This is a genomic window from Bradyrhizobium sp. URHC0002, from assembly GCF_054059515.1.
Genome location: NZ_JBSSCF010000001.1, coordinates 7,223,014 through 7,236,199, shown reverse-complemented (window position 1 = coordinate 7,236,199; position 13,186 = coordinate 7,223,014). Strand labels below are relative to the sequence as shown.

15 protein-coding genes are annotated in these 13,186 nt (G+C 63.6%); 7 read left to right on the top strand and 8 right to left on the bottom strand.

Annotation, left to right across the window (positions count from 1 at the left end):
• Positions 1-90 precede the first annotated feature (90 nt).
• The 3 genes from ACVWVY_RS35225 to ACVWVY_RS35215 all read right to left on the bottom strand — a co-directional run bounded on the left by ACVWVY_RS35225 (position 91) and on the right by ACVWVY_RS35215 (position 3,656).
• Complete coding sequence (locus ACVWVY_RS35225) at positions 91-1,074, bottom strand: NAD-dependent epimerase/dehydratase family protein (protein WP_456630698.1); 984 nt, start codon at positions 1,072-1,074, stop codon at positions 91-93.
• 31 nt (positions 1,075-1,105) lie between these two features.
• Positions 1,106-1,885 (bottom strand): class II aldolase/adducin family protein, encoded by a 780-nt coding sequence (locus ACVWVY_RS35220; RefSeq protein ID WP_456630697.1) that lies wholly within the window; start codon positions 1,883-1,885, stop codon positions 1,106-1,108.
• A 121-nt stretch (positions 1,886-2,006) separates the two neighbouring features.
• Positions 2,007-3,656 (bottom strand): glycosyltransferase family 39 protein, encoded by a 1,650-nt coding sequence (locus ACVWVY_RS35215; RefSeq protein ID WP_456630696.1) that lies wholly within the window; start codon positions 3,654-3,656, stop codon positions 2,007-2,009.
• 344 nt (positions 3,657-4,000) lie between these two features.
• Here ACVWVY_RS35215 and ACVWVY_RS35210 point away from each other — a divergent pair, with 344 nt between their 5' ends.
• Both ACVWVY_RS35210 and ACVWVY_RS35205 read left to right on the top strand, forming a co-directional pair.
• Complete coding sequence (locus ACVWVY_RS35210; protein WP_456630695.1) at positions 4,001-4,891, top strand: DUF308 domain-containing protein; 891 nt, start codon at positions 4,001-4,003, stop codon at positions 4,889-4,891.
• 183 nt (positions 4,892-5,074) lie between these two features.
• On the top strand, positions 5,075-5,488 hold the full coding sequence (locus ACVWVY_RS35205) for a MucR family transcriptional regulator (RefSeq protein WP_057854862.1): 414 nt from the start codon (positions 5,075-5,077) through the stop codon (positions 5,486-5,488).
• Between the two features lie 94 nt (positions 5,489-5,582).
• Here the strand turns inward: ACVWVY_RS35205 and ACVWVY_RS35200 are convergent, their stop codons facing one another.
• The 3 genes from ACVWVY_RS35200 to ACVWVY_RS35190 all read right to left on the bottom strand — a co-directional run bounded on the left by ACVWVY_RS35200 (position 5,583) and on the right by ACVWVY_RS35190 (position 6,819).
• Positions 5,583-6,011, bottom strand: a complete 429-nt coding sequence (locus ACVWVY_RS35200) for a SufE family protein (RefSeq protein ID WP_456630694.1) — start codon at positions 6,009-6,011, stop codon at positions 5,583-5,585.
• A gap of 82 nt (positions 6,012-6,093) precedes the next feature.
• Entirely contained in the window at positions 6,094-6,519 is a 426-nt protein-coding gene (locus tag ACVWVY_RS35195; protein WP_456630693.1) for a DUF5330 domain-containing protein, read from the bottom strand.
• 60 nt (positions 6,520-6,579) lie between these two features.
• Positions 6,580-6,819: a hypothetical protein gene (locus ACVWVY_RS35190; protein WP_456630692.1), complete on the bottom strand. Its 240-nt coding sequence runs from the start codon at positions 6,817-6,819 to the stop codon at positions 6,580-6,582.
• A gap of 122 nt (positions 6,820-6,941) precedes the next feature.
• On the opposite strand from ACVWVY_RS35190, the gene ACVWVY_RS35185 reads away from it, so the two are divergent.
• Together ACVWVY_RS35185 and ACVWVY_RS35180 are read left to right on the top strand one after the other, a co-directional pair.
• On the top strand, positions 6,942-8,750 hold the full coding sequence (locus ACVWVY_RS35185; RefSeq protein ID WP_456630691.1) for an ATP-binding protein: 1,809 nt from the start codon (positions 6,942-6,944) through the stop codon (positions 8,748-8,750).
• Positions 8,743-9,462 carry a peptidoglycan-binding protein gene (locus ACVWVY_RS35180; RefSeq protein WP_456630690.1) on the top strand — a complete coding sequence of 240 codons (720 nt, stop codon included), beginning with the start codon at positions 8,743-8,745 and terminating at the stop codon, positions 9,460-9,462. The genes ACVWVY_RS35185 and ACVWVY_RS35180 overlap by 8 nt, the downstream gene beginning before the upstream one ends.
• Here the strand turns inward: ACVWVY_RS35180 and ACVWVY_RS35175 are convergent.
• Positions 9,431-10,465, bottom strand: a complete 1,035-nt coding sequence (locus tag ACVWVY_RS35175; protein WP_456630689.1) for a GlxA family transcriptional regulator — start codon at positions 10,463-10,465, stop codon at positions 9,431-9,433. The genes ACVWVY_RS35180 and ACVWVY_RS35175 overlap by 32 nt on opposite strands.
• A 73-nt stretch (positions 10,466-10,538) precedes the next feature.
• Between ACVWVY_RS35175 and ACVWVY_RS35170 the strand changes: the two genes are divergently transcribed.
• Together ACVWVY_RS35170 and ACVWVY_RS35165 are read left to right on the top strand one after the other, a co-directional pair.
• Entirely contained in the window at positions 10,539-11,231 is a 693-nt protein-coding gene (locus tag ACVWVY_RS35170; protein WP_456630688.1) for a DJ-1/PfpI family protein, read from the top strand.
• Positions 11,232-11,294: 63 nt separating this feature from the next.
• The gene (locus ACVWVY_RS35165) at positions 11,295-11,639 is read left to right on the top strand and encodes a DUF1491 family protein (protein ID WP_456630687.1); all 345 of its coding nucleotides are present in this window, start codon (positions 11,295-11,297) and stop codon (positions 11,637-11,639) included.
• Between the two features lie 124 nt (positions 11,640-11,763).
• Here the strand turns inward: ACVWVY_RS35165 and ACVWVY_RS35160 are convergent, their stop codons facing one another.
• The gene (locus tag ACVWVY_RS35160) at positions 11,764-12,702 is read right to left on the bottom strand and encodes a DUF2336 domain-containing protein (RefSeq protein WP_456630686.1); all 939 of its coding nucleotides are present in this window, start codon (positions 12,700-12,702) and stop codon (positions 11,764-11,766) included.
• 280 nt (positions 12,703-12,982) lie between these two features.
• On the opposite strand from ACVWVY_RS35160, the gene ACVWVY_RS35155 reads away from it, so the two are divergent.
• Complete coding sequence (locus tag ACVWVY_RS35155) at positions 12,983-13,183, top strand: hypothetical protein (protein ID WP_456630685.1); 201 nt, start codon at positions 12,983-12,985, stop codon at positions 13,181-13,183.
• The last annotated feature ends 3 nt before the right edge of the window (positions 13,184-13,186 follow it).

Here is a 13,186-nt window from a genome sequence, read left to right as displayed (position 1 = left end):
GGGCGGCGTTTTGATTCCGGACGTATAGAGGTATGTAACCGGCAATTTAGCGCATCCACGCGGTTCGTCCACCGGATATTTCTCGCGCCCTCACTCCACCGGGTAGGGGCCCTCGCCAAAGACGCGGTCGTGATAGCCCTTGCTGCCGACCTCGCGCGCGAGCGGACTGCGGAACTCCTCGCCAGCGCGCAGCCGCGCGATCAGCGCGCGGAAATCATGGCGTGGCTGCCAGCCGAGTTCGGCGCGGGCCCGGTCGTTGACGTAGACGCGATCGATGCCTGGAATCATCGTCCAGCCGCGCCGCGCGAATTCGGCCTCATAATCCGGCACGTAACGGCGGACAACCCGCGGCGCGTCGTTGCGCAATTCCGCCGCGTCCTGCCGCGCGAATGGCGTGGTGGCGCTGATGATGTATTTCGCGAACCCGGCCGATGGCGCGTGATGGGCGGCCAGCAGATGCGCGCTGACCACGTCTTCGATGTCGACGCGGCGATAGAGGAACTCGTTGGTCTTGATGTTGGCGTCGGTGTAGGCCTCGCGTACCGCGCGATGGTCGTCCTCTTCGGGAAAGAAGCGCGAGGTGCGCAGCACAATGGCGCCCAGCGAATGATTGCGCGCGAACAGCTGGCACAGATCCTCCGCGGCCGCCTTGGTGACGCCATAGATATTTTTCGGCACCGCCGTGACGTCTTCGGTGACCCAGGCCGCCGGCTCGCCCGGGGGCGGCACCAGCGCATCGCCGAATACACTCGTGGTGCTGGTGTAGACAAACGCCGTGACCCCGGTTGTGGCGGCCTCTTCAAGCAGATTGAGCGTGCCTGAAATGTTGACGTCAATGAAGTCCTGGCGGCTGTGGGTCGCCACGTGCGGCTTGTGCAGCGTCGCGGCGTGCAACACGGTCGTGGCGCCCTTCATGCAACGGCGCACGAAAGCCCGGTCGGCGATTGAACCCACTTGGTGGGTGAATTCACCGGCCTGAACATCGATCCCAATGGTCTCGCGCCGTTGCGCCTGCAACGTGCGCATCAGCGCCTCGCCCAAATGGCCGGAACTGCCGGTCACCAGTACCGTCACGCCGCCAAAACCTTTCGCGCGCTCGCCCGGCTCAGGTCTTGTAGTTCGGGTCGATGCGATCCAGTTTCCGCAATAGCGGCGGCCATACCAGATTGGTCGAGCGCCGTTCCGCGAAATCGGCATTGCTGAACAGTTGTTCGTTCTTGTCGATCACGGCCTGTTCCACCGGGTAGGCGGTCGGGCCCAGCATGCGGGTGCGCACCTGCATCGTGCAGGCCCGCTCCAGATGGTACATGCGCTCGAAGGCGGAGGCGACCGAGCGGCCGACCGTCAGCGTGCCGTGATTGCGCAGCAGCATGTGGTTCTTGGTGCCGAGGTCCTTCTGCAGCCGCGGGCGTTCGTCGTGGTCCAGCGCGACGCCTTCGTAGTCGTGATAGGCGAGGTCGTGGGTGACGAACTGCGCGGTCTGGTTCATCGGCAACAGGCCCTCCTTGCAACTCGCGACCGCCGTTCCGTCCGGCGTATGCAAATGAAGCACGCAGCCGGCATCCTCGCGCACCTCGTGGATCGCCGAATGGATGGTAAAGCCGGCCGGATTGATGCTGTATTCGCTCTCGCTAAGCTGGTTGCCGTGCAGATCGACCTTCACCAGGCTCGACGCGGTGATTTCCTCGAACATCAGTCCGTAAGGGTTGATCAGAAAGTGATGATCGGGACCCGGGACGCGCGCCGAGATGTGGGTGTCGACCAGGTCGTCCCAGCCATAGAGTGCTACGAGGCGATAGCAGGCGGCGAGATTGACGCGCTGGTTCCACTCGGCGTCCGTCATGCCGGACGGAGTTTGCTTCAGGCGAGCTTCGGCTGGCGACATGGCGCGCTTTCTCCTGAAAATTGTTGATTTTCGACAGCGAGCCTAGCCCTCTGCCGGACGGGCAGCAAGGCGCACGTCCTGCGTGGCAGTCATGCTGTTGCGCTATCGCCGCGATGCGTCGCTAAGGCGCCGGAATGGCCAGCAGCGTCGGGATCGGACGGCCGCGGATATCGTAAACGCGCGCGAACACGACGTCGTCGCGCTTGATTTCCACCATGACGGGCGCGGTGAGGCCCTTGCAGTAGAACTCGCCCAGCGTCATGGCGAAGTCGGCGGACTGGCTGTCCCAGCCGATCGTGAAGTCGGGGCCGAGCGCCACCTGCGCCGGGCGCTGCGGGCCGCATACCGCGACCTTCCATTTCCGTCCCTGCGGCGGCGATTCCTGCCGTTCGACCAGCTCTTCGCGCAGACCATCGGACGCCTGCTTCAGCGCCAGGCCCCAATAGTCCAGCATGAAGTAATTGTCGGCGGTGCGAACGGTGCCGGCGATGTGGTTGAAATGGGTGTATTCGTAGGGGTGCAGGCGGATCATCTCGCTGAGCGGCAACAGCAGGCCGAACGTGAACACCGCAAGTGCGGCAGGTTGCCAGCGGCGGTGATTGACCTTGAGCCAGTTCATGCCCCAGGCGAACGATACGCCGGCCAGCACCGCCATCGGCGGGATGACGAAAACGAAATGCCGGATGCCGTTGTAGAGCGCCGGCCGCTTCACCATCGCGATCACCAGCGGCAGGCTGGCCGCCAGCGTCAGCATCAGCAAGATGGTCTTGCGGCGGGCGGAGACGTCCGCGCGCGACAGCGACATGAAGGTGCCGACGACGCCGGCTAACAGCAGCGTGAGCAATATTTCGGGAAGCTGCAGTGCGAACAGCGTCGGCAGGTAGGACCACGGCATATCAGGCACCGAGACCAGCGCGCCGTCGAACATTTCCTTCCAGGGCTTCTCGAAGAAGTGCGAGAAATAGGTCAGCGCCTTGAAAGGATGGTCCGCCTCCATGATCGACCACGGCCACATCAGGCCCATGATCAGGTATCCGACCACGAGGCCGGGCAGCAGCACGTACATGACATGGGCGAAGCGGCGGATCGCTTCGCGCGCGCCTTGCGTGCGAACGTCATCGATCAGCAGCGGGACGAAGCCCACGATCGCATAAACCAAAGCCAGCCCGCCGAGAATCCGGCAGCCGATGGAGAGGCCGGCGCCGAGGCCCACGATCAGGATGGTTCGCGGCGAGGGTGCGGGATATTCCTCGGCGAGGCGCACCAGACCCAGGATCAGGATCACCATCGAGACGGCAAAGGGCGCGTCTTTCGGGTTCATGAACATGTGCCCGTAGAAGGTCGGGCACAGCGTCAGCAGCAGCAGGGTCGCGAGCCCGGCAAGCGGGCCGCCGACGCGCCGCGCCAGCCGCCAGGTCACGGCAAGGCCGATGACGCCGACGACGGCGCCGAGCAGGCGGCGCGTTTCAAAAAGTTCGAGCGGAATGATCTTGTGCAGCAGGGCCGCCGCCATGTCGAAGCCGCCGCCATACATGTAGAGATTGGCGAACGACAGCGCGCCGGTGTCCTTGAAGCCGGAACCATACATCCGCAGCAGCAGGTCGGCATATTCGGCGTGCGTGTAGTCGTCCCAGCCCAGCCCGTAGTCACGGAAGGTCAGGCCCGCGACAATGGCGACCACTGCCAGCGCTAGTATGGCAAGGTCGTCGCAGGTCCGCTCCACCGAGCGCCGCGCGGGCGTATCGAGGGCAGAAGTCGTGATAGCTGACATGGCGATTGGTAACCCAGCCCCTATGGCCCAGCTTGGATATTCTTGAGCCTCATTCCCCGGGTACCCATATAGCGCAGTTCCATTTCCAAGTATTGGGAATTGTGGCCTTAAATCCCTGATGCAATGCAACAAAAGGGCAGCAATTGGTAGGTGGTAAGACTACGGGTAGCGGGCTGAACGGTACCTGAATGGCCGGATGCTTGTCTGCGGCTTCAATCCTGTAACCGAACGACGCTATTGCGGAACCCTGGATGCAATTCGCGGTTGGCGGTGCGGACAATATGACGGTATCGTGGCGTGGGGCGGCTTGCGAGCGTTTCGGGCGCGGCTGAGGGGTTACTTCGATGATGTTTGTTATGTTGGTCGCCGGGATCGGCCTCATTTTGGCGGGCCTGCTGGCGATCGCATACGGAATTGGGGTCCAACTCAGTACCGGCAATACGCTGATCATCGCCGGCATGATCGGCGTCTGCACCGGCATGATCATGCTTGGGTTCTGGATGACGGTCCGGGAGTTGAAGAACATCGCGCGGCGGCTCGGTTCTGGCGTGCCTGAAGTGCGCGGGGAGGCTGCGGTGCGGCCGGGGGTTCCTGTTGCCGCGACGCGGGATTCCGCCTCCGCCGGTGGCGGGTTCCTGGACGCTGAGCAGCCCGGCGGTTCCGGACCCTTTTCTTCGCCAGCGGCCCCGCCGGCTTTTGCCTCAGCGGCGCCGCCGCCGTGGCAGAACGAGGCTGTCCTGCGTGATCATCCGATTCCGGAACCGACGCACCCCGAACCGCCACCGTCGGCTTCGAAACCGAAGCGCAATTTGCTGTTTTCATCGACGTCCCGAAAAGAGCGCGAGCGTGCCCAGGTACGGTCCAGCGAGATGCTACCGCCGGACCTGTTGTCGTCGGACCTTCGCCTCAAGCCGCCCACCGTGCCGCCGATCGACACGGCCGAACCGCCCCCGGGATCGTTCGACGATGCCTGGCCGAGAGCGGAACGCGCAAAGCCCGGTGAAATTCCGCTGCCGCGGCGCGCCAGCCGGATGCCCCCGACGCTCCCAGAAGCCAATGGCGGACCGGTGCACATCGAGGATCAGCCCGAGGTGACGGTGCTGAAATCGGGCATTGTCGATGGCATGGCCTATTCGCTCTATTCCGACGGTTCGATCGAAGCCCAGATGCCGGAGGGGATGATGCGCTTCGCCTCGATTGATGAACTGCGCGCGCATCTCGACCAGCGGCTGTAAAACCGGCAATACTTGCCAAGGGGCCGGCTATCGAAAATAAAGCGCCGTCGTTCCTGTCAGTTTCCCGGCACTTCGTTGATATTCGCCAAGTCGTATGAGATACCGCTGATGTATAGGCGCGGTTGGATACTGTCCGAACCGTATGGCCGGCGGATGCATTCTGTGATCCCAAAAGGTTGAGCCATGACCGATTCCGCCGGCAAGACGCCCGTCGAACTGACCGCCAACATCGTATCGGCCTATCTCAGCAACAATCCGACCCAGGCCTCGGAAATCCCGAACCTGATCAGCCAGGTCCATGCGGCGCTGATGCGGGTGTCGAGCGGCCGCCCCGAGACGCCGCTCGAGCCGGCCAAGCCGGCCGTGTCGGTGAAGAAGTCGATGACCCCGGAATATCTGGTCTGTCTCGAGGACGGCAAGCGCTTCAAGTCGCTGAAGCGTCATCTGCGCACGCAGTACAACATGACGCCGGAGCAATACCGCGACAAATGGGGCTTGCCGCCGGATTATCCGATGGTGGCGCCGAACTACGCGGTGGCACGCTCACAGCTCGCCAAGAAGATGGGCCTCGGCCAGCAGGCGCGGAAGCGGAAGTAGTCCATAGTTTTCAAGCAAAGCATGCCCTCGGACTTGATCCGAGGGTGGGTACCGGTTCGCGTCACGAAAACGCGTCAAATATAAGCTCTGGACGTCAGGAAGCCGCGGCCAGCGTCTCGCGCGCGTCTGAGCGGATGCGCTCGACCATGGAGCGCAGGCCGTTGGAACGCTGCGGCGTAAGGTGGTCGCGGAAGCCGAATTCGTCGAACACGGCAAGCGCATCGGTTGCCAGGATCTGCTGCGGCGTGCGGCCGGAATAAAGCGTCAGCAGGATCGCGATCAGGCCGCGCACGATGTGGGCGTCGCTATCGCCCAAATATTTCAGCCGCGGTTCACCGTTGCCGCTACGGTCGATCTGCCTGGAGAGCCAGACCTGGCTGACGCAGCCATTGACCTTGTTCTCGGCGGAATGCTCGGCCTCCGGCATCGGGTCGAGCGTGCGGCCGAGTTCGATGACGTACCGGTAGCGGTCGTCCCATTCCTCCAGCAGCTCGAAATTGTCCCTGATCTCGTCGATCGTCATCGTGGCCCGCGTCCGTTTCCTTGAAGCTCTATATAGGATGCGGATCGAACGAAAGCGACGGAAATGGAACCGGTTCCGCCCGCTATTTTGCGGCCAATGGCGTCTGCGGCAGCCGCCATTCGATCGCCATATCGTCTGCCGTCAGCGCGTCGGCGGGCAACGCGGCCGCGGCGTCGTCGGCCGGGTCGATCGAGCTGGTATGGTCGGGCTTCTTGTCGGGGACGGGCTTCGTGTCGGTGACGGGCTTCTTGTCGGTGATGATCTTGTACAACTGGCGGGCGCCATCCTGGGCGCGCTGGCCGATCGCCGTCGCCGCCTGACCGCCGACCTCGCAGGCCGCCGGCTGGCGCTTGCAGAATTGGCTCATGTCGGAGACGGCGGCGGTCGCAGCCGATACGGCTTCGGAGGCGCCGACCTGCGGCACCTTGTCCGATTCAGGCGTCTTTTCCCTGGGCAACAGCACGAGCACCAGCCCGAGCCAGAATGCCATGCGAAGCAGAAAAAACATCTCGCGACCCCGGTCGTCTCTTATGGTTGTGTTGCAGTTAAACCGCAGCTTTGTTCCTGACTAACAGCCGTCGATAAATCCGAAGTGTTTGCATTGAGGTAAAGTCGCCGAAAATTCGCTGAAAATTGCAATGATTCGATTCGGCGTAAATTTTCGATTGATGACCACCATCGCGCGCAAAGTCCGCGCCGTTCGCCCATCCACCATTTCGAAACCATAGATCATCGCGGCTTGTAACCTGTCGTTCACCATCCGGGTCGAATGAGCGTCGTGCGAGGCGTGAAACGCCTGCGAATGCACGGTGTTGGTCGGTCGATCCCGGCGCCTTAGCGTTCGCTTAAGTTCGCTCTGACACGGTGACGCAAAGATTGAGGGGGCGTTCCGGCGCGTCTGTCTGACGAACAAGCCGAAGCGCGAGAGCCGTGACTGTTTTGAGTATCATCCGCGATTGTCTCGATGCCTTGCTGCATCCCTCGGCACGATATGATGCGTTGACGCGTGCGCGTCACCGCGCATTCATGGCGCCGCGGCTGCTCGGCAGCCTGGTGGCGCTTGCGGCTTTTCCGGTCTATCTGGCGATGCGCGGGGCGCCCACGGCGCTCGAGGTCGCGGCCTTCGCCTGGCTGATCGCACCGATCCTGTTATCCTGGTTCCTGTCGCGCACCGGCCGCTACGAAGGCGCGCATATCCTTTCCGCGCTGGCACTGGCTGGCCTCGTCATGATGGTTGCCATAACCACCGGCGGTATCGAATCGTTCGCCGCGGTCTGGCTCATCGTCGTTCCGCTGGAAGCCGCGCTGTCGGCCTCGCGCCGCGTGGTCGCGTTTGCTTCCGCGCTGGCGCTGTCATGCGTCGCCTTGCTGATCGCGCTAGGACATTTTCACTTCCTGCCGGTGCCGGAGTCGAACGCCGCCCTGCGCGCCGTCCTGATGGGAGCCGGCGTGGCTGCCGCGACGCTCTATGCGGCGGGACTGGCCGTCAGCGCCGAATCGCTGGCGCGCACTTCGGTGGCGTTGCTCTATGTGGAGGAAGACCGTTATCGCTTGCTCGCGCGAAACATGAGCGACGTGATTTCGCGTCACAGCCGCAACGGCGCCGTGGAATTCATTTCGCCGGCGGCGGAAGCGCTGCTCGGCACGCCGGTTGCCCGGCTCACCGGCCATGGCCTGTTCGACCGCGTCCATGTCGTCGATCGTCCGGCCTACCTCACGGCGCTGTCGGACGCTGCGCGCGGCAGCGAGCAACGCGTCGAATTCCGTCTTCGCCGCGACGCGGCTCGCGGCCAGAACATTTCCGCCGATTTTATCTGGGTCGAGATGCGTTGCCGGCCGCTCGAGCAGGGTTCGCTCGAGGCCGAGGTCGTCGCCGTGATGCGCGAGGTCACCGATCGCAAGGTCCAGGAGCAGGCACTCGAACTGGCGCGCACCGCAGCCGAGCATGCGGATGCCTCCAAGACCCGATTCCTGGCTACCATGAGCCACGAACTGCGCACGCCGTTGAACGCCATCATCGGTTTCTCCGAGATGATCGTGCACGAAGAGGCGATGATGATCGACGCCGCGCGTCGCAAGGAATATGCGCAGCTCATCAACGATTCCGGCCAGCATCTGTTGTCGGTCGTCAATGGCATCCTCGATATCTCAAAGATGGAAACCGGCAATTTCGAAATTTCGCCGGAGCCGTTCGCGCCGCGCGCGGCGCTGTTGCACTGCTGCAATTTGCTGGCGCTGAAGGCGCGCGACAACGGCGTCGATCTGATCACCCGTGCGTCGGAGGATTTGCCCGTGATGAATGGCGATCCCCGCGCGTTCAAGCAGATCGCGCTGAACCTCGTCGCCAACGCCATCAAGTTCACCGAGCGCGGTGGCAGCGTGACGGTTTCCGCCGCGGTCGAGGGATCGCGGCTGATGCTGTCTGTCACCGATACCGGGGTCGGGATCGCCGCCGAGGATCTGGCACGGATCGGCGATCCGTTCTTCCAGGCCGGCAAGACCTATCAGCGCAAGCACGAAGGCACCGGCCTCGGCCTGTCGATCGTGAAGGGCCTGGTCGGATTGCACAATGGCGAGATGAACGTGCAGAGCACGGTCGGCGAGGGCACCACGATAGCTGTTGCCTTGCCGCTTGACTTTGCGCCACTGCTGACGCCTTCAAACAACGTCGCGCCGCTGAAACCGGCGCTGCGATCCGGATCACAGGATCAAGTCCATCAGGTGAAGAAACGTGCCTAGGCGCATTGACGACGATGACGAGATGCCACGCCGCCGCCGTCGCGGCGCGAAGGCGGCTGCGATTGAAGTGGAGGAAGAGCGCGGCCTTGTGATGCGCATCCTCCTGCGCAGTCCGAAAGACGTGGTCGCGGGCCTGCTCGCCGCTGCCGCGATCTGCGCCATCCTCGCCAACGCGCTGTTCCTGCAGGCCGGACGCCATCCCTCGCCGATGTTCGGCTCGGTGGTGACGCTGCCGGCGCCGCAAGCTGCCGTCGTGAGCCCGCTGCCGCGCCCGCGCCCGGTCGAACTGGCCTCAGAGCCGCCGGAAATCAGGCCGGTCGAGGTGAGGGGGGCTGATCCCAGACACGTCGAGATCAGAAGCGCCGATCCAAGGGGCGATTCCAAAAACGCTGACCCCAAGAACCCTGACCCACTGGCCAATCTGGTGGTCAAGTCGACAGGTGCGCCCACCGCGGCGCCCGCGAATGTGGCGCGTCCGCCCGCGCCGATTCCGGCCACCGCGCAAAGCGCCGGCGCGCGCCGCGTGGCTTCCGTGCAGCGCGCGCTCACCCAATATGGCTACGGCCAGTTGAAGCCGACCGGCGCGGTCGGTTCGGACACGCAGGCCGCAATCTCGAAATTCGAGCGCGACCGCAAGCTCCCGGTGACCGGCCAGATGTCCGATCGGCTGGTGAAGGAGCTCACCGCGATGATCGGCCACCCGATCGACTAGGCGACGGTGTCCGCCCGGTCCGGTGCATGGCACGGAACAGTCTTGGCGCTACGCCAAATCGCCGTTCAAAAGCATTGTTGAGCCGGATCGGGGTCAGCCCGACCTTGGCTGCGACACCTTTGAGCGGCAAGTCCCCGTCAACGAGCGTGCGTGCTGCTTCCAGACGGAGGGCTTCGACGAAATGAGCCGGCGAACTGCCGGTTGCAGCGAGAAAGCGGCGATAGAAATTGCGCTCGCCCAAGCCCGCGCGGGCTGCAAGGGTCGGCACATCCAGCGGCCGATCCAGATTGTTCTGCATCCAGTCGATCAGGTCCGCGAACGGGCTCTCGGCCTGGATGCGGGCATTCAACAGCGGACTGAACTGCGACTGATAGCCCGGCCGCCGCGCGTAGAGCACCAGGCGCCGGGCAATGGCATTGGCGACCTCGGCCCCGCAATCGGCTTCGACCATCGCAAGCGCCATGTCGATTCCCGTGGTGACACCGGCCGAGGTCCAGATCTTGCCGTCGACGACGTACAAGGCTTCGGGATCCACGGTAATGCCGGGATACAGCGCGGTCAGCGAGTTACACGCTTCCCAATGCGTTGCCACCCGCCGCCCGTTGATCAATCCCAGCGCGGCCAGAATGAATGTGCCTGAACATACCGAGCCGACGCGTCTTGCATTTTCAGCTCGGCGCGGAACCCAGCGGCGAACCGCCGTATTGGCAATTGCGGCGCGCAGCGCGGGCTCTTCGGCGCCGGCGATCAGCAATGTGTCGATCCGGCCATCGGGCATGCGTGCGATCGCGCGGGTTTGCACCGCAAGGCCGCTATCGCTTGCGACTGCGCCGCCCGCAGGGGACAGCACCTCGACCCTGTAGGCGTTGCGCTTGAGTTCGCGGTTGGCGGCGGCGAACACGGCGACAGGGCCGGTCACGTCCAGAAGCTGGAAGCCGTCATAGGCGAGCAGGACCATGGTCAGCGATTTCGGCATTGTCAGAAAATAGCAGTTTATTGTCATTCCTGACAAGGCAGTCCGCGGGATAGCCTGAGCTCAATGCTCACTTGCCCATTTCCCTGCCTTGGAGACGATGATGCGGCTTTCGATCCTGATTTATGACGGGCTGACGACCCTCGATGCCATCGGCGGCTATGAGATACTCGCTCGGCTTCCCGGTATGGAGACGGAGTTCGTGGCGTCGCGTCGCGGCATCATTGCCGCCGACACGCGGAGTCTCGGCCTAGTGGCTTTTCGCGAATTTTCGGAAGTGACGGCCACGGACATCTTGTACGTTCCCGGCGGTCCGGGTGGGTTCGCACTCGAGACGGACGAAGTCTTTCTGGATACGATCCGCCGGCTCGACAAAACCTCGACCTGGACTGTCGGCATCTGCAATGGCGTCGGTCTGCTCGCCGCCGCCGGACTGCTCAAGGGCCTGAAGGCAACCACCAACTGGTTCTATCAGGATAGGCTGCGAGCTTATGGGACAGAGTTCGTTGCCGAGCGCTATCACCGCGACGGCAAGTACGTCACAGGCGCCGGCGTTTCCGCGAGCATCGATGCAGGTCTGTTTCTGACGTCGTTGATCGCCGGCGAGCAGGTCGCGAAGACGCTGCAGCTCGGCATCGAGTATTATCCAGCGCCGCCGTTTCCAGAACGGCGCCCGCAGGACGTGGCCGTCGAAATACAGGATCGGATACGTCGTTTCGAATCTGAAGGCGGCAAGAAGCAGTTGGCTCAGGAGCCGGCATTCAAGGACATGTTCGAGCTCGCGACGGGGTCATGATCACCCAGGATCCCGGGTCGGCTCTAGCTTCGCGTTGAACGCTGGCCTATACCCGTCGCCACCATGCGATTGAAATCAAGCATCTGGGTGGCCGCCTATCTGCGCCGCTGCCAGACCGAGGGAATTTTTGGCGCCGTGCGCAAGCGCGGGGCGGAGGAGGCGGGGGCGGTGTTCGTCAAGGTGGCGCTGCTCGACGGCAACGCCATGCTGTATGCACCGGCGCCGCAGACCGTCTATGACGAGAGCCGCCCGACCGAGCGCTTGTTCGTGTCCGCTTCGCCGCAGCCGGTGCCGGAGCAATCGGTGGAAGAACGCCTCGCCAAGGAACTGCGGTTCGATCCCGACGTCTGGATCGTCGAGACCGAGGACCGGGCAGGGCGGCATTTTCTGGATATCGCGAAATCTTAGAGCATGCTTCAACTAAGTTGAATCATGCTCGTCGATTATCTTCTTGTTTGAGCATGATCTCCGGGCAAACGCGTTCCGCGTTTGTCCCGAGGGAAAACCGGTGTCCACTTTTCCGGATCATGCGCTAGCGCTTCGAACCGTCGGTGCCGGTGCGAACGGCCGGCGCAGTTCCGGGCTGCACGGCGGGGCGCGTTTGCAAGGTCGCCGCACGCGCGCGATGGCGTTCGTCGTCGTAGAGCGCGGCGCGGTATTTGGCGCGGGTGACCGCCATGGTCGAGCCGCGCCACGCCGCCAGCATCACCAGCGCGGATCGTTCGCTCAAGCGGTCGTAAAGCCGCGACAAGCGATAAACGTTGTGCACGGATGAGCCGAACTCGGGATTGAGAAACAGCAGCACGCGCTGGAACGCGGCGCTCGGCATGTCCAGCGCGCGCGCGGCGCAGGCCAGCGGCTCGCCACCGGGATCGTGGACCACCTGCTCGGCAATCCGCTGCGGCAGGATCAGGGCTTCACCGATTTCGAGCGCGAAATTTTCGGTGTCCTCGGCGAATGCGGCCATCTCCAGGATATGGAGCGCGCGGGCGGCGCGGGCTGCGGGAATTCGCGCCGAGGCTTTCAACGGCGTGTCGTCCAGATTGTGCAGGATCAGCGCGCGCTCGCTGGCGCCCGCCGCAAAGAACATGTCGCTGATTTCGGCGGCATCGTTGGGCCGCATCGCCAGCGTGGAAGCCATCCGCAACTGCGCTTCGGTCGGCGGCTTCACCGTCGGCGCGCTGGTCGGAGCGGCGGCAATCGCGGCTGCGAGCGGCAAGTCCTGGCCGGGGGGCGAACGCCGCAGCCCGAGCTTGTCCATGATCTCGGGCGGGGTCGCCGGATAGATCGCGAGCCGCGCCCGCACCGCGGCGCGGGTGGCGTCGTCGACCTGGTCGATCAGGCGGGACGTCAGTTCGACGAACTGCCGTTCCTCGTCGGCGGAATGGGCGCTGGTCTGGACATAGAGGTCGGTCAGCACGCGCAGCAAGGTCGGCCTGATATCGACGCCCTCGCGGCGCGAGAGCGACATCAGTCCGTCGAATCCTGGAAACAATGGAGCTGCGGTCATGTCAGGTGTACGCGACTTCGGTAATCCCTCCTTCAGCCTACGCAGGGCGCTTTAAGAGTTGGTTAAGGAAAACAGCCCGTGAAGAAATCCGATAAAATGCGCGCTTTCGGTGGGCGCACATAACCCCGGAACCCGTAACTGTACCGCCTGCACAAATTAAGATGCCGTTAACCACGTTCTGTTCTGAATAATGACATGTCGCCGGCCAGATCGCCCGTGCGGCAACCAGAGAGAACGAGATATGGGCACCATCATTGAATTTCCGGCGGATGCGGCTTCGCGGCGGCCGGGCTCAACCACGGATGGGGCTCCACGCGATGGTCTGGGAACCGTGCTGATCCTTCCTGTTGTCCGTATCGAGCGTAAAGCCGGCGAGACCGGCGATGGGCGCGGACCGGAAGAGGGCACCGCACCCGGTCGCCGTCGTCGTCGGCGCCCCTGAACG

Bases quoted from the DNA above. Each gene is read 5' to 3' on its own strand.
- ACVWVY_RS35165 (WP_456630687.1), top strand. From the start codon at position 11,295: ATGCGATTGAAATCAAGCATCTGGGTGGCCGCCTATCTGCGCCGCTGC.
- ACVWVY_RS35205 (WP_057854862.1), top strand. From the start codon at position 5,075: ATGACCGATTCCGCCGGCAAGACGCCCGTCGAACTGACCGCCAACATC.
- ACVWVY_RS35195 (WP_456630693.1), bottom strand. From the start codon at position 6,519: ATGTTTTTTCTGCTTCGCATGGCATTCTGGCTCGGGCTGGTGCTCGTG.
- ACVWVY_RS35155 (WP_456630685.1), top strand. From the start codon at position 12,983: ATGGGCACCATCATTGAATTTCCGGCGGATGCGGCTTCGCGGCGGCCG.
- ACVWVY_RS35215 (WP_456630696.1), bottom strand. From the start codon at position 3,656: ATGTCAGCTATCACGACTTCTGCCCTCGATACGCCCGCGCGGCGCTCG.
- ACVWVY_RS35220 (WP_456630697.1), bottom strand. From the start codon at position 1,885: ATGTCGCCAGCCGAAGCTCGCCTGAAGCAAACTCCGTCCGGCATGACG.
- ACVWVY_RS35175 (WP_456630689.1), bottom strand. From the start codon at position 10,465: ATGACAATAAACTGCTATTTTCTGACAATGCCGAAATCGCTGACCATG.
- ACVWVY_RS35160 (WP_456630686.1), bottom strand. From the start codon at position 12,702: ATGTCGCTCTCGCGCCGCGAGGGCGTCGATATCAGGCCGACCTTGCTG.
- ACVWVY_RS35210 (WP_456630695.1), top strand. From the start codon at position 4,001: ATGATGTTTGTTATGTTGGTCGCCGGGATCGGCCTCATTTTGGCGGGC.
- ACVWVY_RS35170 (WP_456630688.1), top strand. From the start codon at position 10,539: ATGCGGCTTTCGATCCTGATTTATGACGGGCTGACGACCCTCGATGCC.
- ACVWVY_RS35200 (WP_456630694.1), bottom strand. From the start codon at position 6,011: ATGACGATCGACGAGATCAGGGACAATTTCGAGCTGCTGGAGGAATGG.